Here is a 21,361-nt window from a genome sequence, read left to right as displayed (position 1 = left end):
TCAGGCCGCGCCCCCTTGCGGCCCGAATGCCCCGGGTCCCAGCGCCCGCACGGGGGCATAGCCGTTGGCAAAGGCCATGCCCTCCATATCCTTGCGCCCTGTGGGCCGCACCCTGTCGAGCATGTAGAATCCGTCGGCGCAGGCCACGCCAAGGCCGGCCGGGAGCTTTGCGATGGTCCCGGCAGGGGGGAGCGCGCCCCCGGCTGCCGCGTCCCCCGCGTGCCCGGCCAGGATACGCAGCTCCAGCGGCTCCGCCGTGCCACGGGGCAGGACAAGCGTGCGCGCCCCCGGTGCGGGGGTGACGCCGCGCACCAGCGCATCGACCCGGGCCACGGGAAGCGTCCAGTCGATCCTGCCGTCCGCCTTGGAAAGCTTGGCCGCATGGGTGGCGGCCGAAGCATCCTGTGGCACGGCGGGCACAGTGCCCGCCACGATGCCGTCCAGCGTGTCCAGCAGCAGTTCCGCCCCGGCGCGGGCCAGGACGGCCGTCAGTTCGCCCGCCGTGCGCCCGGCAATGGGCACGGAGCGGGCCGCATAGACCGGGCCGGTATCCAGGCTCGGTTCCATACGCATGAGCGAAACGCCGGTCACGGCGTCCGGCGCCCAGTTTTCCATGATGGCACGCTGGATGGGGGCCGCGCCGCGATAGCGCGGCAAAAGCGACGCGTGCACATTGAGTGGGGCGATACGCGCCGCGTCCAGCACGGCCCCGGGCAAAAGCAGCCCGTAGGCCGCCACCACGAGCAGGTCGGGCGCAAGCGCGGCAAGCCGTTCCCGCTCCTCCGCGCTCCTGAAATTCTCCGGCTGTCGCACCTCAAGGCCGAGGTCTTCCGCCAGCGTTTTCACTGGCGAAGGCACGAGCTTCATGCCCCGTCCGCGCGGCCTGTCCGGCTGGGTATAGACGGCAGCCACGCGGCCGCCCGGCCAGCGGACAAGCTGTTCCAGCACCACCGCCGCGAAGTCGGGGGTGCCCATGAAGACTATCCGGCAGTCTTGCGCCTGAGCCATTTTTTTACCCTGCCGTCATAAAGGGTGCGCCGCAGGCGGCTCATGCGGTCGATGAAGAGCGTGCCGTCCAGATGATCCACCTCGTGCTGGACAACCACGGCGGCAAAGCCCTCCAGCTCCTCGTCGATGGGCGTTCCGTCCAGGTCCGTGGCGCGCAGGCGCACACGGCTCCAGCGGGGCACGTCGGCGCGGTAGTTGAGGGGGACCGAAAGGCAGCCCTCCTGCTCGCTGACGATCACCTCGCCCAGCGGCTCCAGCACGGGATTGACAAGCACGCGCGGCCGCCGCTCCCCCTCCTGGACGCCCGGGTCCATGACCAGCAGACGCAGGGACCTTCCCACCTGGGGCGCGGCAAGGCCCACGCCGGGCGCCGCGTACATGGTCTCGGTCATGTCCGCCGCCAGCCGGCGGATCTCGTCCGTGATCGCTTCCACCGGAACGCAACGTTCCTTGAGCCGCGGGTCGGGATAGGTGACGATATCCAGCAGCATGCGGTTTCAGCCCTCCGTGCCCTGCGCGCCGTCACCGCCCCGGCCCGGCTTCTGCGTCTCCTGCGCGGTCTCGCGCAGGCGCAGGCCCAGCTCGCGCAGCTGCGCCGCCGACACCGGCGAGGGCGCCTGGGTGAGCAGGCAGGTGGCCTTCTGCGTCTTGGGGAAGGCAATGACATCGCGGATGCTCGAGGCGCCGGAAAGCAGCATGACCAGCCGGTCCAGACCGAAGGCGAGGCCGCCGTGCGGCGGCGCGCCCTGCTCCAGCGCCTGGAGCAGAAAGCCGAACTGCGCCTCCGCCGCCTCGGGGCTGAAGCCGAGCGCCGTGAACATGGCGCGCTGCGCGTCCGCCCGGTGGATGCGGATGGAGCCGCCGCCCACCTCGTTGCCGTTGAGCACCAGGTCATAGGCCCGCGCGCGGGTGGCGCCGGGGTCCGTGGTCATGAGCGTCTCATGGCCTTCGGCCGGCGAGGTGAAGGGATGGTGACAGGCCACGAAGCGCTTTTCCTCCTCGCTGTATTCAAACAGCGGAAACTGCGTCACCCAGAGGAAATTGAAGCTGTCCCCGGGCACAAGCCCCAGCTGGTGCCCCAGATGCACGCGCAGGTTGCCCAGCGCCGCGTTGACCATGGCCGGTTCGCCCGCCTGGAAAAAGACGATATCGCCCACTTCAAGGCCCAGTTCGCGGGCAATGGCCTCCCGCTCCCCTGCGGACAGGAACTTGGCGATGGGCGACTGCCATTCGTTCTCGCGGATCTTGATCCAGGCCAGTCCCTGGGCGCCGTAGATACGCACGAACTCCGTGAGGTCGTCGATCTCCTTGCGCGTCAGGCTCTCGCCGCCGGGCACGCGCATGGCCTTGACGAGCTTCGCCTGGCTGAAGAGCTTGAAGCCCGAGCCGCGCACATGGGCCGTGATGTCATGCAGCTCAAGCCCGAAGCGGGTATCCGGCTTGTCCACGCCGTAGCGGGCCATGGCTTCCTCCCACGTCATGCGCGGGAAGGGGGTGACCAGCTCGCGGCCGAGCGCCGCCCGAAACACGGCGGTCATAAGCCCCTCGGCCACGGTCATGACGTCTTCCTCGTCCACAAAGCTCATTTCCAGGTCCACCTGGGTGAACTCCGGCTGGCGGTCGGCGCGCAGGTCTTCGTCGCGGAAGCAGCGCACGATCTGGAAATAGCGGTCAAAGCCGGCCACCATGAGCAGCTGCTTGAAAAGCTGCGGCGACTGCGGGAGCGCATAGAACTCGCCGGGATTGAGCCGGCTCGGCACCAGGAAGTCGCGCGCCCCTTCCGGGGTGGATTTGGTGAGCACCGGCGTTTCCACCTCCACAAAGCCCTTCTCGTCCAGATAACGGCGCATGGCCTGGGTCACGGTATGCCGCAACCGCAATGCGGCCTGCATCCGCGGCCGCCTGAGGTCCAGGGCGCGGTTGGCAAGGCGCAGGTTCTCGCCCGCATCGGCGCGGTCCTCAATGGGGAAGGGCGGCGTTTTGGAGGTATTGAGCAGCTTCCATTCATGCGCCACGACCTCGATCTCGCCGGTGGGCATGGAAGGGTTGAGCATGCCTTCGGGCCGCGGGCGCACGCGTCCCCTGATGGCAATGACGTATTCACTGCGGAGGATGTGGGCGTTTTCATGGGCGGCGGGCGCGATGTCCGGGCTGAAGACCACCTGGGTGAGTCCCGCGCGGTCGCGCAGGTCCACAAAGATGAGTCCGCCGTGGTCACGCCGGTACTGGACCCAGCCCATGAGGCAGACGTCCGCCCCGTTGTCGGCCGCCGTGAGGCTGCCGCAATCGTGGCTGCGCTTCCAGCCGCCGAGACCGGTGATGAATTTGCCGTGTTCCTGCTGCAGATCCTGCAGTTCCTGCGTCTTGGGGGTGTCCATGGGCTATCCGTTGTGGTTCGGGGTGGTAGGCGAAGCGGCAACAAGCGCAGCAAGCCGGGCGGGCGCATCCGCCTGCGGCAGGGTGACCTGCTCGCCGCTTTGCATGCTGCGAATGCTCACGCGTCCGGCCGCGGACTCGTCAGGGCCGATGATGCAGCAAAAGCGCGCGCCGCTTTTGGCCGCCTTTCGCATGAGGCTCTTGAAGGAGCCGCCGCCGTATTCGAGTTCTCCGCCAAGGCCCAGGCCGCGCAACGCCTCGGCCAGGGCAAAGGCCTGGGCGCGGGCGGTCTCGTCCGGGGCGACGATGAAAAAGTCCGGGGCCACGGGCGCGCGCGCGGGGAGCAGGAGCGCCAGACGTTCCATGCCACAGGCAAAGCCCACCCCGGGCGCGTCGGGACCGCCCAGCTGGGCCGTGAGTCCGTCGTAGCGGCCGCCGCCCGCGACGGCCGTCTGCGCGCCGATGCGGCCGCTCACCACCTCGAAGGTGGTGCGGCAGTAATAATCCAGGCCGCGCACCAGGCGGTGGTCGATGTCCGGCGTGATGTTTTCCCGGGCAAGCAGTTCCAGCACCGTGTCGAAATGACGGCGGCAGTCAGGGCAGTTGTGGTCCAGCAGGCGCGGCGCCCCTTCGGTGAGAGCGCGGCAGCCGGGCTGCTTGCAGTCCAGCACGCGCAGGGGATTGCTCTGCACGCGGCGGCGGCAGTCTTCGCACAGGGCGTCGGCGTCAAGACGGGTGAGGTAGTCGCGCAGCGCGGCCATATAGGCCGGGCGGCAGGCCGCGCAGCCCAGGGAATTGAGCTTGAGCGTCAGGTCCGCGATGCCCAGGGCCTGAAGAAAACGCCAGAGCATGGCGATAAGCTCGGCATCGGCGAACGGGCTTTCGGTACCCAGGCATTCGCAGTTGATCTGATGGAACTGGCGCATCCTGCCCTTTTGGGGGCGTTCGTAGCGGAACATGGGTCCCATGGTGAAGAAGCGGTGCGCGCCGCTCCTGGCATCGGCAAGGCCGGACTCGATGCAGGCGCGCATGACTCCGGCCGTAGCCTCGGGCCGCAGGGTCACGGAGCGGCCCTTGCGGTCGGCGAAGGTATACATCTCCTTTTGCACCACGTCCGTTTCCGCGCCGATGGAGCGCTGGAAAAGGCCCGTGAACTCCAGGAGCGGCGTCCGCAATTCCGCAAATCCGTAACGGGAAAAAATGTCCCGCCCGCAGGACTCCATGCGGGAAAAGGCCTCGCTCTCCGGCGGGAAGAGATCCGCAAACCCCTTGATGCGGCTGAAAGCGCGGGAAGCGCCCTGTTGGCTCATGACCGCCGCTCCTCGAGGGTAAACTTGGCGCAGCCCTCGCACGGCACGGGATAGTCGCCATTGAAGCAGGCGAGGCAGAAGTCGTCCGAGTGCATGACCGAACGCAGCAGGCCGTCGATGCTGAGATAGTGGAGCGAGTCCACATCCAGCCGGCGGACGATCTCGTCCATTTCGCACTGGGCGGCGATAAGCTCCCCGCGCGAGGAAAAATCCACGCCGTAATGGCAGGGGAACTTCACCGGCGGGCTGGAAATGCGGATATGGACCTCCCGGGCGCCCAGTTCGCGCAGTTTCTTCACGCGGGTCATCATGGTGGTGCCGCGCACGATGGAGTCGTCCACGATGCAGATGCGCTTGCCCTCGATCATGGCGCGCACCGGATTGATTTTCACGCGCACGCCGAAATTACGCATGCTCTGCGTGGGCTGGATGAAGGTCCGTCCCACATAGTGGTTGCGGATCATGGCGTGCTCGTACGGAAGCTCGGCGCACTGGGCGAAACCCACGGCCGAATAGACGCCCGAATCGGGGAAGGGCATGATGAAATCCACATCGGGCGTGGATTCGTGGGCAAGCTGCCAGCCCATCTGCTTGCGGCAGACATAGACCTGTTCGTTGAAGACATAGGAGTCGGGCCTGGCGAAATACACAAGCTCGAAGATGCACTGGCGCGGCCGCGCGGGATGCGGCCCGGGGAGCCTGCGGCTGTGTTCGCCGCGCGCGTCCGCAACGATCATCTCGCCGGGTTCCACCGCGCGTTCGTAGTCCGCTTCGAGCAGGTCAAAGGCGCACGTTTCGGAAGCGAAGACCGGCGCGCCGTCCAGGCGTCCGAGCGCCAGGGGATGAAAGCCGTGAGGGTCGCGCACGGCGATGAGCATGCCCCCGGAAAGCACGAGGAAACAGTAGGCGCCTTCAAGGCGCGAGCAGGCCTCGGCAACGGCGTCGGGCAGCTCCTTGTGGCGCAGGGAGCGCACTAGAAGGTGCATGAAGACTTCGCTGTCATTGCCCGTGGCGAAGATGGCGCCCTCGTTTTCCAGCTCGGCCCTAAGCGCCGCGGCATTGACGAGATTGCCGTTGTGCGCGAGCGCGATGTCTTGCCCCTTGAAATGGGCGAGAAAGGGCTGGGCGTTGCGCTGCGAGGCGCTGCCCGTGGTGGAATAGCGCACATGCCCGATGGCCGTGCGCCCGGTGAGGCGGCGCAGCACGTCCTCGGAAAAGACATCGGGCACCAGGCCCATGCTCTTGTGGTCATGCATGCCGTCCGCGTCCACCGTGACGATGCCCGCGCTTTCCTGCCCCCGGTGCTGCTGGGCATAGAGTCCGAAATAGGCCAGCCTGGCCGCGTCGTCGTGGTCGTAGATGCCGAAAAGGCCGCATTCGTGCCGTATCATGATTGCTGTCGTTCCCGGATTTGCGTTAATGAGCGTTTTTCAGGGCCTTGCGTAAATGCGCGATGCGATTGTCCATGACTGCCGGATTGGGGTAAACGTCGCGCGCCAGCTCGAACTGCCGCAACGCCTCCTGCCTGCGGCCGAGCTGTTCCAGGGAGTCCGCCAGCAGGTAGCCGGCAAGGCCGCGCACTTCCTCGTCAGGGTCGCTGTCAAGGATCTGCTGGCAAAGGTCGGCCACTTCCCCCCAGCGCTCGCGTGCCATGTTCTGGTCCGCAAGGTCAAGCATGCAGCGGATCTTGTCATGATCCGGGAGCGGCAGCGCGAGGCACTGCGCCAGGCTCTCCTCACCGGCCTCAAAGCGCCGCTGGCTGAACTGCATGGCCGCCAGACGGCGAAACCCCTCCACACGCCTGGCCGCGCCGAGACCCGCCAGACCGGTATAGGCGCTCCAGACCTCGGCGGCCTGCCCATAGCGGCGCAGGCTTTCGCAGGCCCGCCCCATGCGCTCAAGGATCTCGGCCATGCGCGCGTCGTCATCCTCGTACTCGGCCCGCATGGCTTCCAGAACGTCCAGGCTGGCCCGCGTCTCCGGACTGGCGGAGTTGAGCACCTGCAACAGCAGCTGCCATGCCTCCCAGCGCCGTTCCGCCTCCGGCCCGCGACGGTCGGCGGAGACGCTCTCCTCCCGGAGATAGCGCTCCAGCAGCCGCTCGGCAAGGGGCCAGTTGCGCTCGGCAAGGGCAGTGCGCGCGTCCGCAAGGTCATCCGCAAGGATGGCGCCACGGTCACAGCCCGCGCCCAAAACTCCCAGAACGAGCGCCAGGGCCAGCGCCAGGGCGGCAACACGGCCGCGCCCCGGCACGGGGCGCGCCTCAGGCATCGTCATCCCCGTCCGTTGCCGAAGCGCCGCCGCGCGCCGCATCGGCGTCCCCGACGGGCGCCGGCTGGCCGCCGTCGTCCACGCGGTCAAAGCCCACCACGCGCGCGCCCTCGTCCAGCCGGACGAGCATGACGCCCATGGTGGCGCGGCCCTTGCTTCCCACCTCGTCCACGCCGATGCGTACCACCTTGTTGGCCGAGGTCAGAAGGATGAGTCCGTCCCGCTCGCGCACGGGCATGGCGCCGACCACCGGGCCTGTCTTGCCCGTGACCTTGAAATTGATGACCCCCTTGCCACCCCGCGACTGCACGCGGTAGAGGTCCACCCTGGTGCGCTTGCCGTAGCCGTTGGCCGAAATGGACATGATCTCCGTTGTCTGGTCCGTCTCCTTGAGCACGACGCAGGCCACCACGCTGTCATGGCGGCGCAGGGCCACGCCCTTGACGCCGGTGGCCGCGCGGCCCATGGGCCGGATGTCCGCGCAGGAAAACCGGATGGCAAGGCCGTCCGCCGTGGCGAGCACCACATGCTCGTCATCGCGGATGGGCCGCACCACCACCAGCTCGTCGTCCTCGCGCAGGCCCACGGCCAGAAGCCCGCTGCGGCGGCAGCGCGCATACAGCGACGCCGAGGAACGCTTGACCATGCCGCGCCGGGTCACAAAGAGAAAATACTTGTCCTCGGCGAACTCGCGCAGGGCCAGGACGGTCGTCACCCACTCGCCCTCCTCCAGAGGCAGGAGGTTGTTGATGTGGACGCCCTTGGCCGTGCGGCTCCCTTCCGGCACCTGGTGCACCTTGAGCTGATGCATGCGCCCCTTGTTGGTGAACAGGCACAGGTACTGATGGTTGGACGTGACGAGGAATTCCTGGACGTAGTCGTCCTCCGCGGTGTGGACAGCGGCGATGCCCTTGCCGCCGCGCCTCTGCTGCTGATAGTTCTCCAGATTGGTGCGCTTCATGTAGCCCCGGCGCGACAGCGTGATGACCACTTCCTCATCGGGGATGAGGTCTTCAAGCTCGATGCCGCTCAGGGGTTCGCGCAGGATCTCCGTGCGCCGGGGGGTGGCGAAGGCGTCGGCGATCTCGCGGATCTCCCGCTCCATCTCGCCGCGCAATACGTCGGGATTTTCCAGCACGGACTTGAAAAACTCTATCTTTTTGAGCAGTTCCTGATATTCGGCCAGCAATTCCTCGCGTTGCAGCCCCGTGAGCCGCTGGAGACGCATGTCCAGGATGGCGCGCGCCTGGATTTCGCTCAGGCTGAAGGTGGTCATGAGGCCGGCCCGGGCCTCCTCGGGCGTGGCCGAAGCGCGGATGAGCGCCACCACCTCGTCGATGTGGTCGATGGCGATCCGCAGTCCCTCAAGGATATGCGCCCGCGCCTCGGCCTTTTCCAGATCAAAGCGCGTCCTGCGGATGACCACTTCGCGGCGGTGGTCCACAAAACAGGTGAGGGCGCTCTTGAGATTGAGCAAAACGGGCCGGTTGTCGGCCACGGCCAGCATGTTGATTCCGAAGCTCGTCTCCAGCGGGGTGAACTTGTAGAGCGCGTTGATGACGATATCGGCAATGGCGCCGCGCTTGAGATCAATGACGATGCGGATGCCCCTGCGGTCGGATTCGTCACGCAGGTCCGCAATGCCGTCCAGCTTGCGGTCATTGACCAGGGCCGCGATCTTCTCCACCAGCGCGGACTTGTTGAGTCCGAAGGGGATCTCGGTGATGACCACGGCCTGAAGGCCCTTTTTCCGTTCCTCGATGACGGTCCTGCCGCGCACCTTCACCGTGCCCCGGCCCGTGCGGTAGGCATCAGCCAGACCCTTGCCGGCATAGACCGAGCCGGCGGTGGGAAAGTCCGGCCCGCGCACGATCTGCATGAGATCGTCCACCGTGCTCTGCGGCTTTTCCAGCAGCAGGAGCAGGGCTTCGCAGAGTTCGCCCAGATTGTGCGGCGGAATATTGGTCGCCATGCCCACGGCGATGCCCGAGGAGCCGTTGAGCAGCAGATTCGGCACCCTGGTGGGCAATACCGAGGGTTCCTGGAGCGTATTGTCGTAATTGGGCCGGAAATCGACGGTATTCTTGTCCAGATCATCGAGAAATTCCTGGGCAAGGCGCGACATGCGCACTTCGGTGTAGCGCATGGCCGCCGCCGAGTCGCCGTCGATGGAGCCGAAGTTGCCCTGCCCGTCCACCAGGGGGTCGCGCATGGAAAAATCCTGGGCCATGCGTACCAGGGCATCGTACACGGCGGAATCGCCATGCGGATGATACTTGCCGATGACGTCACCCACGATGCGGGCGGACTTCTTGTGCGGCCGGTTATAGCTGTTGGCAAGCTCGTGCTGGGCATACATGATGCGCCGGTGCACGGGCTTCAGCCCGTCGCGCGCGTCGGGAATGGCGCGGCCGATGATGACCGAAAGGGAATACTCCAGATAGGACTGGCGCAATTCCTTTTCGATATTGACGCGCGGATGCTCTTCGGCCGGATACTGTTCGCTGTCTGCCACGCTGCCCTCGCAGGAAAAAGAACGTTAGATGGTGAAACGGCTGTCAGGCGCCGATGCCGTAGCGTCCGGCCGCATACATGAGCAGGAGCAAAAGCCCCTCGCCCACGCAGACGCGGACCACCGCCCCGAAAAGCCTCCCGGTGCGGGCGCCCCAGCGCGTGGTCACAAACAGGAAAACCAGGATGTTGCAGAACAGGATGAGCAGCACCGCCGGAAAAAAGACCTCATACGCATACGGCCACGCCTCGAGCGCAATGGTCAGCCAGAGGCAAAACCCGGCGCAGATGAGCCAGCCCGCCACGGAGATCGCCCAGGAGAGCCAGCCCGTGGGCCTCCTCCTGCCCGCGCCGTCCGCCTGCGCGGCGGCAACGGCCGCCGCTTCGTCATGACCGCCACTCATATCGTTTCCTCCGCGCATCGAGGCGCCCCAAAGCGTTTCCCGCCAATCAGCGGCAGCGGCATGCCCCTGCCGAAACCGGACAGCGCGGCATCGCGCGCTGCCATTGCCACGCCCCTTCGCGTGACCGCATGCCGCGTCAGATATCCAGATCCTGCACCGCAAGCGCATTGCGCTCAATGAATTCCCGCCGGGGTTCCACCCGGTCGCCCATAAGTTCTTCAAACGCCTCGGAGGCCGAAAGCGCATCCTCCACCGAAACCTGGAGCAGGACGCGATTTTCCGGATTCATGGTCGTTGTCCAGAGCTGTTCGGGATTCATTTCACCAAGGCCCTTGTAGCGCTGGATATTGATGCCCTTGCGCGCCTCGTCCAGCACCTGGGCCAGCAGGCGGAACACGTCGTCCACCTGGATCTTGCCGTCCTTGCGAACGAGGGTGAAGGCCAGGCCTCCGCATTCCTCGCGCAATTCGGCAAAAAGCTGCCAGGTGCGGCGGTAGAGCCGGGAAGCGAAAAACTCCATGCCGCGCCGGGTGTGGTGACTGCCCGCGTTTTCAAAATTGGCGAACAGGCGCACCTCGTCGTCCTCTTCGCTGCGTTCGCGCTCCATGGTCAGGAGATAGCCGTTTTCGTTGAGCCATGCCGTAAACTCGCTTTCCGGATCATCCAGGAGCCTGCCGAAGGTCTCGGCGTCGGCCCTGGCCGGATAGGTGGTCAGCGCAAGGAAGAGGTCGCGCGGCATGCCGCTGCTTTCGGCTTCGGCCACGCGCTGGTCAAGGGTCTCAATACGGCGCATGAGGGCGATGAGTTCCTGACCGGCAAAGGTCTTGCCGTTATGGGCCACCACGCTTACGTCCTCGCTGACCCGCGAGAGCAGGAAGGCATTGAGTTCGGCATCGTCCTTGATGAATTTTTCCATGCGCGCGTTATGGACGCGGTAGAGCGGCGGCTGGGCGATATAGACGAAACCGCGTTCCACCATTTCCTGGTACTGGCGGAAAAAGAAGGTGAGGAGCAGGGTGCGGATATGCGCGCCATCCACGTCGGCATCCGTCATGATGACGATCTTGTGGTAGCGCAGCTTGTCCAGGTCCGTGTCTTCCTCGCCGATGCCCGCGCCCATGGCCGTAATGAGCGCCTTGACCTCCTTGTTTGCCAGCATGCGGTCAAAACGCGTCCGTTCGGTATTGAGGATCTTGCCGCGCAGGGGCAGGATGGCCTGATTTTTGGGGTCGCGGCCCTGCTTTGCCGAACCGCCAGCCGAATCGCCCTCAACGATGAACAGTTCCGATTCCGCGGGGTCCTTGCTCTGGCAGTCGGCCAGCTTGCCGGGCAGGGCATTGTCCGAAAGCGCGCCCTTGCGGCGCACCAGTTCCTTGGCGCGCCGGGCCGCGTCACGGGCGCGGGCGGCATCCAGGGCCTTGTCGATGATCAGGCGCACATCGCGCGGATTTTCCTCAAAAAAGACGTTCAGGCGGTCATAGGTGAGGCCCGCCACCAGGCCCGCCACCTCGCTGTTGCCGAGCTTGGTCTTGGTCTGGCCCTCGAACTGCGGCTGCGGCAGCTTGACGCTGACAACGGCCGTCAGCCCCTCGCGCACGTCATCGCCGGAAAGGACGGTGTTCTTAAGCTTTTTCACCAGGTCCGGCTGGCCCTTGATATAGCCGTTGATGGCGCGGGTGAGCGCCGTGCGGAAGCCCACGAGATGGGTGCCGCCTTCCTTGGTGCGGATATTGTTGGCAAAGGTCAGGATATTTTCCTTGTAGCCCGCGTTGTATTGCAGGGCAAAATCCACGCTCACGTTTTCCAGAATGCCGTCACCGGCGATGACCGGGTGGATGCCCTGCTCCCCGGAATTGAGGTCGCCCACGAACTGGCGGATGCCGCCCTCGGCATGAAAAACATGGTTTTCGCCGCTGCGCTCGTCGATGCACTCGATGGTCAGGCCGCTGTTGAGATAGGCAAGCTCTTCAAAGCGTTTTTTCAGGGTCTCGTAGGAAAATTCCAGAACCTCGAAAATCTCCTCATCCGGCCTGAAGCGCACCGTGGTGCCGTGCCCTTCCACGCCTTCGCCGATGACCGTCAGCGCATCCTGCGGCACGCCGCGGGAATAGTGCTGGCGGTAGCGCCTGCCTTCGCGGCGCACCGTGACCGTCAGCTCCTCGGACAGGGCGTTGACGCACGAAACGCCCACGCCGTGCAGGCCCCCGGAGACCTTGTAACTGGTATTGTCAAACTTGCCGCCCGCATGGAGCTTTGTCATGACCACCTGGACGGCGGGCACGCCCTCCTTGGGATGGATGTCCACGGGGATGCCGCGCCCGTCGTCGCGCACGGTGACGGAATTGTCCGCATGCAGGGTGACGGTGATCCGCGTGCAGTAGCCGGCCATGGCCTCGTCGATGGAATTGTCCACCACTTCATAGACGAGATGATGCAGCCCGCGGGCATCGGTGGAACCAATGTACATGGCCGGGCGCTTGCGTACCGCGGAAAGCCCCTCGAGAATGGTGATGGAAGAGGCGGTATATGCGCCGGAAGCCCCGTTTGCCGCGTTGTTTGCTGCCTTGACGGGACCGGAATTGACGGCGCCGGATGCTGGACTTTGAGACATCGTTCCTTCCTTGCGTGCGATACGCCGCTGCCCACGCAACGGCAAAAACCAACGGACCACCAGCGGACCGGGGATCCCCCTAGACGTCGTCTTCGGAATAATAGGCCGCTTCGGACACCTTCATGGGCATGATGATGACCGTATAGTCCGGGTCCTCGGCGCCGCAGATGCCGCAAGGTCCCTCGGCGCCGGTCAGGGTCATGTCCACGCGCGGAGAAACGAAGTGCGAGAACACGTCCATGAGATTGCGCGTGGGAAAGGCAATGCGGCCGATGGTGCCTTCATAGCCCACTTCCAGGCTTTCCGAAGCGGAACCCACGTCCTGTCCCTGGGCCGAGAGCCGGGCCTCCCCGTTGGCGAGATCAAAATAGACGCAACGGTCGCTTTCCGTATTGAAGATCAGGATGCGCCCGAGCGCGTCCATGCCTTCCTTGCGGTCCAGCGCAAGCCGGCTTGCGCCGTCTTCCTCCAGGCGGGCCATGAAGACCGTATAATCGGGGTAGTCGTGCAGGGCGCGGGGCAGGCTCAGGGTCTCCGCCCGGTCGAGCCGGCGCAGGTAGAGGCGCTTGTCCGTGATATTGAGTTCGATCTCGTCCTCGCCGAGCCACTTGCGGATGTCCGGCAGGTATTTCTTCTGCACCAGAACGCCGCCTTCGGGCAGCCGGGCCGCCAGTTCGTCATGGGTGATGGTGGCGAGCGCGAACTGGTGCCCGTTGAGACCGCAAACGTCGATGCGCCCTTCGCCGCGCGGCTTGAGGCACAGGCAGGCGATGGCGTCCATGGCGTCATCATCGCTGATGCAGAAGCTCACGCGGTCCAGCAGGCCGGAAAGGATGTCACCGGACCAGATGACCGCGTCCTCTTCCGGAAATTCGGAAAAATTCTGGAACCATTCCGGCCCGTTGACCGGCAGGCGATAGGAACGGCGCCCCTGCTCCAGCAGCAGTGTCCCCGCCTCGTCAAGGCTCAGATTGAGCACCCCGGGGGGCAGCTGGCGCACCAAGTCCACAAAGGAACGCCCCTGCACCCCCACAAGGCCCGGTTCCGTCACCTCGGCGGGATAGGTGCCCGTAAATTCGATATTGGCGTCCGTGGACATGAGCGAAAGGCCCTCCTCCCCGGCGCGGAGCCAGATGGAACGCAGATATGCCGCGCCCGCCTTGGAGGGGATGATCGCCGCGGCTTTCTGGAGGCCCTCGATGATCTGGTCTTTGTTTACAGCAAGTTTCATTGAATAATCCTTGTTGTTGGGGATGAACTTTTGTGCTTAACCGCGACAGCTCATGGAAAAACCTGTATTTTTTCCATCCCTCTTTCCGCACCGGGAACTGACCGGCCGCACATGGCCGGCCCGGCGCAGCGCCGGAATGCGTCCTGCGCGGGCCTAGGGGACGGCATTTTCCAGTTCCGTTACCAGATTGTGCACAACTTTGTCCGTATCCAGAAGTTTGCGAATTTTCTTCACCGCATGGATGACGGTGCTGTGATCCCGGCCGCCGAAGGCGCGCCCCAGTTCGGGATAGGAGAGGCCCAGCTTGCGGCGGCAGAGATACATGGCGACCTGTCGGGCCAGCACCAGGTCCGGGCGCCGCCGCGCGCCCAGGATGTCCTCCGCCCGGAGGTTGAAGCCCCGGGCCACGGAACCGAGGATTTCCCGGCAGCCCACCGGGCGCACGCTGCCGCCCGTGCGGACGATGTTTTCCAGATCCGTCTGCACGGGCGGACGGCCGTTGAGCGCGGCAAAGGCTTCCACCTTGCGGAGCAGCCCCTGGAGCAGGCTGAACTGGACGCACCGCTGCGCCAGATAGAGCAGCTGGTCGCGCGAAAGGGCCAGTTCGCGTTCCCGCGCGGCGCGCTGCAGGTAGCGGAGGCGCACTTCCAGATCCGGTTCCAGCAGTTCCAGCACAAGGCCGCTTTCCAGGCGGGTGCGGAGCCGTTCCTCCAGATGGGCCAGTTCCGTCGCCGGGCCGGCATGGGAAAAGATCATCAGCCGCTCATGAGGGGGGGAGCCGGCGCTTTTGCGCTGCCGTTCCTCCTGAAGCAGGCCCTGACACACATCCATGCAGGCCGCGAGGTCGCGCTGCCAGGCGGGTTCCCTGGCAATGTCCTGCAGGTCATCCAGAAGCAGGGCGTCGCAGTTCCGCCAGAACTGTTCCGTCCAGGCGATGCCGCCGGCCGCCATATCGGCGCAGAACCGCGCCGCGCCGCGCGCGAAGACCCGTCCAGGCGCAAGGCGCCGCCCCAGGGTGACGGCCATGGCCCGCAAAAGCTGCGTCTTGCCCGTACCGCTCTTGCCGCAGAAAACCAGGACGGCTTCTCCGTCCGGCGGACCTTCCCCGGCGATCTTTTTCGCTGTGGCAAGGGGAAAGGCATTGCGCGCGTTGACGATGAACCGGGCAAACGCGTCCTCACCGGCATTTTCCGGATTTTTGTCATGGGAGGCGGAAACATGCGGGCCGGCCGCCGCATCCCGGATGGGCCGGGACACTTCCGCCGCCGCGGGCAGGGAACCGCCCAGAGGCGAATCCTCATAGAGGATGCCCGGAACATCGGGAAAACACCGGAAAAGCGCGGCTTCAAAGCTGGTCCGCTTGTGCGTGCCAAACCAGCGGGCAAAATAGCTGTGGGGAAAGCCCACCACAAGGCGTCCGTTTTCCAAGCGCAGGGCCAGGGCGTCAAGCCAGGCTTCCCGCGCGGTATCGGCGGGGGAAGCGTCCGCCCCGGAAGGAGTGAGGAGCGGGCGCAGTTCGCGTTTCAGGTCTTCGACAGTCAGCATGGCGGTCCGGTGGGCGCGGGCGGGGTGAAGATCCCCGGCAACTGCCAAAACGGCTCCCGCGCGAACAGCGGTATATAGCATGAAATGTCTCTGGAAACAAGACTTTTCCACAGGCGCATTCTCTTGGCGCAGGCATGTGGAAAAGCCGGCCCGGCGCGGATGCCATGAACAGGATACGCGGAGATGGGGGCAGGCATCGGGCGCCCGAAACTGGACACAGCCGCCGCGGCCGGATATAGAACGCGCGAGGCTGTGATGAAACGATTCTTTCTGGTGGGTTTGGCGCTGGCCGCGCTCATGGGCGCGTTCCTGGCCTCCAGGGCCGGACGCGCGCCCGGGGAAGCGCCTGTCCCTCCTGTTCAGCAGGCCGCTGGAGCCGATGCGGAACGTTCCGGGTCCGGAGAGTCCGCCGTTGCGGCGGAAGCGGTGGCGCGGCAGTTTGCGGCGGCTGTGGCGGAGACTGTCCGGACGTCCCTTGCCTTCGGGCCGGCAGGTCCCGCGCCGTCCGCCACGCCGGAAGCGGCCGACGCCGTCACGCACGGGGTTGTGGAAAAAGGCGACACCATTGCCAAAGTCCTCGGCGAGGCCGCCGATGACGGCGTGCAGCAGTATGTGAGCGCTGCCAGGCGCGTTTTTTCCCTCCGCTCCTTCCGCGAGGGGCAGCCCTATGTGGTGGTCACCGATCCCGGCTCCGGCCGGGTAAAGCGTTTCGAATACGAGATCGACGGCCGCAGACGCCTGGTGGTGGAAGGCACCGGGACACCCGAAGCCCGGGTGGAACCCATCGAATATGTGACCCTGCTCGACACGGCGGAAGGCGTCATCGACGACAACCTCTTCCAGGCCGTCGCCGATATCGGCGAAAGCCCGCAGCTGGCCCTGCGCCTGGCCGAACTGTTCGGCGCGGAAGTCAATTTCATCCGTGATCTTCAGGAAGGGGACAGCTTTCGCGTCCTTGTGGAAAAGCGCTACCGCGAGGGCGAATACAAGGGCTACGGCCGCATGATCGCGGCCAGTTTCACCAACAAGGGAAAAACATACGAGGCCTTCCTGTTCCGGGACGGTCGCGGCCGCGCCCAGCATTACAACAGCAAGGGGGAAAACCTCCACAAGACTCTGCTCCAGGCGCCGCTGGCCTTCACCCGGCTCACTTCCCGCTTCACCCACAGCCGGCGGCATCCCATCCTCGGCACGCGGCGCCCCCATCTTGGCGTGGATTACGCCGCCCCCACCGGCACGCCGGTCAAGGCCGTGGGCGAGGGGGTCGTGGTCAAGCGCGGCTGGGCCGGGGGCTACGGCAACCAGATCATCATCAGACACACGGCGGGCCTTGAGTCCATGTATGCCCATCTCTCCGGCTATGCGCGCGGGCTGAGGAAAGGCCAGCGCGTACGGCAGGGCCAGGTCATCGGCTTTGTGGGCAGCACCGGCCTTTCCACCGGCCCGCATCTGGATTTCCGGCTGCGGCAGAACGGCACCTTCATCAATCCCGCCAAGGCCATCAATCCGCGCGGGGCGCCTGTTTCGCGGAAGCATATGGGCGAGTTCAACAAAATCGTGGCGGCCGCGCGCGACTATCTTGAAGGACGGCGCCATCTGGGTGAATATACGGTGGACAGCCTGGTTCCCGAGGCGCCGGTGATGGAGACGCCGGCACCTGCGGAAAAGGAAACGCGGCAGACCCGGCGTTCGCGTCGTTCGGGGCGGCATCGGGGCTAGTGTCTACTTGCAAAAGTAGACACTACAAAACCCGTAAGGGTTTTGCGGCGGCATAGCCGCCGTGAGTGAGCGAAAAACCACGCTTTTTCGCGAACGATCCTGCAAAAATTCTGCACAGAATTTTTGCAATCAGACACTAGCGTCCGCGTGCAAAAGCGGACGCCGCGAGACCCGTACGGGTCCTGCGGCGGCGCAGCCATCGGGAGTGAGCGGAACGCGATTTTTGCGAACGATTCCGCAACGATCGTGCAAAGATTTTTGCAATCAGCTCCAGGTCGGCTTCAGCCTGAAAGCGCCCCGCTGGCAAGGGTCCAGCGGGCGTTTCGGGAGCGCCGGACCCCCGCCGCCGGGGGCGCGCCTGTCGAGCATGCGGGACAGGCCGGTTGCGCCGACGGCACGCGCGGGCAGCCGCCGGGAACGGGAGAGACCGCCATGATCGCACTTGACCCTCTGTGGGGCGGCCTGGACGTGGTGCAGGACACGCCACCCGGCGACGCCCTGGCGATCTCGTTTGCGCCGAGCATCGTCAGCGATGTCACCGCCGCCGTGCCCCAGCTGGATTCGCAGGCCAGCGTCCAATCCTTCATGCAGGACCAGTTCCGTGCCAGCGCGGAAAACATGTACGATTCCGGCCTGGTGGTGAGCACGTGGTCGTGAGCGCGGACAGTCCGTTGCGCCAACGCCGCTCCCCGGAGTTCTCGCGCGCCGGCGCCGCCGGGAGAAAACCCTTGACAGGGGGAGCGCCTGCGCGTAGGACGGAGGGGCGTCGGGATGTAGCGCAGTCTGGGAGCGCACTTGAATGGGGTTCAAGGGGTCGAAGGTTCAAATCCTTTCATCCCGACCAGGTACGAGATCACCCCAAAGGGAACCTGAAATTTCAGGTTCCCTTTTCTCGTTTTGGCCGCCGTTTGGAAGCGTCCCCTGAAATACTTCTCCCGATTTTTCGTCCTGCTCATGATGTTTGGATAGATTTTTATACTTGTGATGGAAGTATGGTTTTTGTTTCTTGATGGAGGAATATGGCTATGTACTATACATCTATATGTACTCTTGCAAAAGATGAGGATAAAAACTTAAAAGAATGGGTACTATACAATTTTGCGATCGGATTTGAGCATATAGTCATCTATGATAATAACAGTAAAAATCCAATAAAGAATACGTTATCCGAATTTATATCTAACGGATTGGTAACAGTTTTTGATCTGGATTTGGAGAAGGCTCAACAATTATCCGCCTATGTCCATTGTCTCAATACGTGGGCCAGAAATTCCTTTTGGCTCGCATTTATCGACATTGATGAATTTATTGTACCAATAAGCAAAAATGATATACGGGACATGCTGGATGAGTACAAGGAGTATGGAGGCCTGGGGATAAACTGGAAAATATTTTCCTCAAATGGGCACGTCCGCAGGCCGAAAGGCGGAACAATTGAAAATTATTTCAATGTATTAGAGATAAACGACCATATAAAAAGCATTGTCAGGCCCGAAGTGACGGTACGACCATTATCCCCGCACCATTTTTTGTATAAAGATGGCTATTATTGCGTTAATGAAGATCGTATTCCAATAACGAATTTTTTTTCCTATCCAGTATCGGAAAAAATTTGTATCAATCATTATTATTATAAATCTCAGCAGGATTTTGAAGAAAAAATACATCGTGGGAGAGTTTCAGGAAAAATAAATATAAATATAGATATGTTTTATAGACAGTTATCAAAAAAATGCACAGAAGATAAAACGATTTTTAAATTTTTGAAAATATTATCCGCCTATGAAAAATATCCTGTTGATTTATTACAGAATATAATTGAAAGAGATTTAAATCAAGATGTGGATGCAGGAATAGAGAAAATTATTGCTGAATGTAAATCAAACAATATTGTTGAAGCAAAAAAAGTATATTCGCATTTATCACGATATAGCGATACTTTTGAGTTGCGTCTTGTCGGTATCCGGCTGGCATTGCTTGCGGGCGATACGGAAAACGCATTAAAACTTTTGCAAAGGGAAATGTCACGCCAGGATATTGGCTGTGAGGAATTGGAATTCTGTTATACGGAGCTATCCCGATATTATGCTTTGCTGAAGAAAAAGAAGACCAGTGAAGCTATTTTAAAAATGCTGGATTGAAAATTTCACCACCAAACCAACCAGAGCGCTTTCGCAAGCAAAGCGCGGAAACGCTCTGGTGGAGACGGGAGCTGACGCCCGCGCCGCACTACGGCGGAAAACCACGCTTTTCCGCCGCTTGTCCCGCTCTGCGGGGAAATGACGGCAGCGAAACCCGAGGAAACTATCTGTTTTCCAGATAGTTTCCTCAGCAAAATGCTCTCTGCTGCGAAGAAGGATCTTTCCCGGCCGGAGAGATCGCTTTCGCCAGCAGGTCCAGGATCAGAGGCACGGCGTCATCGGGACTCTGGCCGCCGTCCAGACGCAGATGTGGTTCCAGCGGCAGCTCGGCGGGCACTTCGCTGCCGGCCATGTTCCGCGCGTTGGCGGCATACAGTCCCTTGGGGTCGCGGGCGCGGCGCACACTCTCCGGCACGTCCAGAAAGATCTCCACATAGCCGGGAAGGTGCGCCCGGTTCCAGGCATGCAGTTCGTGGAACAAAGAGATGGTGGCAACGATGACGGTCGCGCCCTGGCGCGCCAGCAGGCCGGCCAGTCGCGCATAGGTCAGCGCCAGACGGCGGCGGCTTTGCGCGTCGAAGCCCTGTCCGTCTGCGCCCAGGGCCTCGCGAAGTTCGTCGCCGTCCAGCAGCAGCGACCCGGGCAATGCCTGTTGCAGCGCTTTGCCCAGGGTCGTCTTGCCTGCGCCGGAAAGGCCGGTGATCCAGAGCACACGGCCCTGACGGGGAAGATGTTCCATGTCACTCCTTGCGCCGCGCTATCCAGGCGCGCGTGGTATAGGGGATGTGGATGGCATCTGCGGCAAGAGATCGGAGAAAGGCCGCCAGCTTTTCCACAATGGGACCAAAGGCTTCGCCGGCCTGTCGCTGCAGGGTGGCGTGGGAACGCCACGCCTCGATGGCGTCTTCTATGCTTTGGGTCTGCACGATATGGCCCTCGACCCGCACGGCATCCTCGAACAGGCCCGAGGCGGCGATCACCGCCACCTGGTCCTCCCGGCGCGTGCCGTACCCGTAGCCGGGGATGCTGGCTTTGATGATGGCTTCGATTTCCTTTTGCACCGGGTCGTCCAGGTCACGGTGATTCCAGAGGCAGGCAAAATATTTGCCGGGCCTGAGTAACCGGTGGGTCTCGCGCAGCGCGGCCTGCCGATCGCAGACATTGAACGAGGAGCCGAAGGTCACGAAATCATAGCTGTCCGCCGGGCGTCCCGTCTCCTCCCCTGTGCCCTTGCTCCAGTGGACTTCGGGAAGATGGCCTGTGCGCCGCATGCCGTTGGCGCGCATGGCGTCATTGGGTTCCACTGCGTCTACCCGGCAGCCCCATGCGGCAAGGGGCAGTGTGAGGTGCGCCACGCCCGCGCCGATGTCGCAGACTCTGTCGCCAGCCGCAAGCCCCGCAATGCGAAACAGCGCATCAAGGGCACTGGGCGCGTATTCGGGGCGTTTCAGATAGGCATCGGCCAGTTCCGTGTAATCCCAGTCGATAGTCATCGTTCCTCCTGATCCCTGGCGTCTTCTCCCAAGAATGCGGGAGGAAAACGCCGTTCAGCGTTCGGATCTTTTCGCGATCCAGGCACGTGTCAGGTATTCGGCCCGGATGACGGGGACATCCCGCGTTACTTCCCTGATGTGGTCGATGAAGCGTCCGAAGCGCTCCTCACCGGCCTGCACGCGCACATCATTGACGGATTCCCACAGGCCGATATAGCGTTCCCGGTCCTGCTCCTCGATGTGCCGCCCTTCCAGATAGAGGACATCTTCAAACTCGTCGCGCCCGCCCAGGCGATCCGTCAGCGTGTCGCAGAATTCGGAACGCCCGGAGGACACGCGTTTCAGTTCCGGGACGAGCGCATGGAGATGGGCCTCGATCCCGGCCAGCAGGGGGTCGGCTTCAAAACGTCGCGTATTCCAGAGCGCCATGAACACGCCGCCGGGCCGCAGGATGCGGTGAAATTCCCTGACGGCGGCGTCAAAATCCGGCCAGTGGAAGGACGAGGCCATGCAGGCCATGTCCACCGAGCCGCTCTCAAGGCCGGTGGCTTCGGCGCTGCCCTTGCGCCAGACGATGCCCAGGCCGTCATTGGCCTTTTGCCCTTCCGCGCGCATGGCGTCATTGGGTTCCACGGCCAGCACGCGCACGCCGCGCCGCGCAAGCTGGCGGCTGAAGATGCCCGTGCCCGCGCCCACATCAGCGCAAATCCTCTCTCTCTCTCTCTCTCTCTCTCTCTCTCT

At 63.5% G+C, this 21,361-nt stretch carries 17 protein-coding genes and 1 tRNA gene; 4 read left to right on the top strand and 14 right to left on the bottom strand.

Features of this window, described 5'->3' with window-relative positions; genetic code table 11:
* The 11 genes from fmt to QZ294_RS09845 form a co-directional block, all read right to left on the bottom strand.
* The gene (fmt, locus tag QZ294_RS09895; RefSeq protein WP_297049676.1) at window positions 1–975 is read right to left on the bottom strand and encodes a methionyl-tRNA formyltransferase; all 975 of its coding nucleotides are present in this window, start codon (window positions 973–975) and stop codon (window positions 1–3) included.
* 5 nt (window positions 976–980) lie between these two features.
* On the bottom strand, window positions 981–1,499 hold the full coding sequence (gene def / locus QZ294_RS09890; protein WP_297049674.1) for a peptide deformylase: 519 nt from the start codon (window positions 1,497–1,499) through the stop codon (window positions 981–983).
* Window positions 1,500–1,505: 6 nt separating this feature from the next.
* Window positions 1,506–3,386 carry an aspartate--tRNA ligase gene (gene aspS / locus QZ294_RS09885; RefSeq protein WP_297049670.1) on the bottom strand — a complete coding sequence of 627 codons (1,881 nt, stop codon included), beginning with the start codon at window positions 3,384–3,386 and terminating at the stop codon, window positions 1,506–1,508.
* A 3-nt stretch (window positions 3,387–3,389) separates the two neighbouring features.
* Entirely contained in the window at window positions 3,390–4,694 is a 1,305-nt protein-coding gene (gene hisS, locus QZ294_RS09880; protein WP_297049666.1) for a histidine--tRNA ligase, read from the bottom strand.
* Entirely contained in the window at window positions 4,691–6,085 is a 1,395-nt protein-coding gene (gene purF, locus QZ294_RS09875) for an amidophosphoribosyltransferase (RefSeq protein ID WP_297049663.1), read from the bottom strand. Before purF ends, hisS begins: the two co-directional genes overlap by 4 nt.
* A 25-nt stretch (window positions 6,086–6,110) precedes the next feature.
* A complete protein-coding gene (locus QZ294_RS09870; RefSeq protein WP_297049660.1) occupies window positions 6,111–6,965 on the bottom strand; it encodes a hypothetical protein in 855 nt (284 codons plus the stop codon).
* Window positions 6,958–9,480, bottom strand: coding sequence for a DNA gyrase subunit A (gyrA, locus tag QZ294_RS09865; RefSeq protein ID WP_297049658.1), 2,523 nt, complete (start codon window positions 9,478–9,480; stop codon window positions 6,958–6,960). The genes QZ294_RS09870 and gyrA overlap by 8 nt, the downstream gene beginning before the upstream one ends.
* Before the next feature lie 43 nt (window positions 9,481–9,523).
* Window positions 9,524–9,880, bottom strand: coding sequence for a hypothetical protein (locus QZ294_RS09860; protein WP_297049657.1), 357 nt, complete (start codon window positions 9,878–9,880; stop codon window positions 9,524–9,526).
* Between the two features lie 136 nt (window positions 9,881–10,016).
* The gene (gyrB, locus tag QZ294_RS09855; RefSeq protein WP_297049653.1) at window positions 10,017–12,491 is read right to left on the bottom strand and encodes a DNA topoisomerase (ATP-hydrolyzing) subunit B; all 2,475 of its coding nucleotides are present in this window, start codon (window positions 12,489–12,491) and stop codon (window positions 10,017–10,019) included.
* A gap of 79 nt (window positions 12,492–12,570) precedes the next feature.
* Window positions 12,571–13,722 (bottom strand): DNA polymerase III subunit beta, encoded by a 1,152-nt coding sequence (dnaN, locus tag QZ294_RS09850; protein ID WP_297049650.1) that lies wholly within the window; start codon window positions 13,720–13,722, stop codon window positions 12,571–12,573.
* 153 nt (window positions 13,723–13,875) lie between these two features.
* Window positions 13,876–15,267, bottom strand: a complete 1,392-nt coding sequence (locus QZ294_RS09845; RefSeq protein ID WP_297049647.1) for a helix-turn-helix domain-containing protein — start codon at window positions 15,265–15,267, stop codon at window positions 13,876–13,878.
* 255 nt (window positions 15,268–15,522) lie between these two features.
* Here QZ294_RS09845 and QZ294_RS09840 point away from each other — a divergent pair, with 255 nt between their 5' ends.
* The 4 genes from QZ294_RS09840 to QZ294_RS09825 all read left to right on the top strand — a co-directional run bounded on the left by QZ294_RS09840 (window position 15,523) and on the right by QZ294_RS09825 (window position 19,127).
* Entirely contained in the window at window positions 15,523–16,986 is a 1,464-nt protein-coding gene (locus tag QZ294_RS09840) for a M23 family metallopeptidase (protein ID WP_297049643.1), read from the top strand.
* A 432-nt stretch (window positions 16,987–17,418) separates the two neighbouring features.
* Window positions 17,419–17,643 (top strand): hypothetical protein, encoded by a 225-nt coding sequence (locus tag QZ294_RS09835; protein WP_297049640.1) that lies wholly within the window; start codon window positions 17,419–17,421, stop codon window positions 17,641–17,643.
* Window positions 17,644–17,753: 110 nt separating this feature from the next.
* Window positions 17,754–17,830, top strand: a tRNA-Pro gene (locus tag QZ294_RS09830).
* A gap of 175 nt (window positions 17,831–18,005) precedes the next feature.
* Window positions 18,006–19,127, top strand: a complete 1,122-nt coding sequence (locus QZ294_RS09825) for a glycosyltransferase family 92 protein (protein WP_297049637.1) — start codon at window positions 18,006–18,008, stop codon at window positions 19,125–19,127.
* A 187-nt stretch (window positions 19,128–19,314) separates the two neighbouring features.
* Here QZ294_RS09825 and QZ294_RS09820 read toward each other — a convergent pair whose 3' ends face one another.
* The 3 genes from QZ294_RS09820 to QZ294_RS09810 all read right to left on the bottom strand — a co-directional run.
* On the bottom strand, window positions 19,315–19,866 hold the full coding sequence (locus QZ294_RS09820; protein WP_297049634.1) for an adenylyl-sulfate kinase: 552 nt from the start codon (window positions 19,864–19,866) through the stop codon (window positions 19,315–19,317).
* A gap of 1 nt (window position 19,867) precedes the next feature.
* Window positions 19,868–20,620 carry a class I SAM-dependent methyltransferase gene (locus QZ294_RS09815; protein ID WP_297049631.1) on the bottom strand — a complete coding sequence of 251 codons (753 nt, stop codon included), beginning with the start codon at window positions 20,618–20,620 and terminating at the stop codon, window positions 19,868–19,870.
* A gap of 54 nt (window positions 20,621–20,674) precedes the next feature.
* Window positions 20,675–21,361 (bottom strand): class I SAM-dependent methyltransferase (locus QZ294_RS09810; protein WP_297049630.1); only part of this gene is annotated, 687 nt, incomplete at its 5' end.

It is taken from the genome of uncultured Desulfovibrio sp. (assembly GCF_910584445.1).
In the GTDB taxonomy this organism is placed as follows: Bacteria; Desulfobacterota; Desulfovibrionia; order Desulfovibrionales; family Desulfovibrionaceae; genus Desulfovibrio.
The sequence above is the reverse complement of the archived record's forward strand: the minus strand, read 5'-3'. Positions and strand labels throughout refer to the sequence as shown.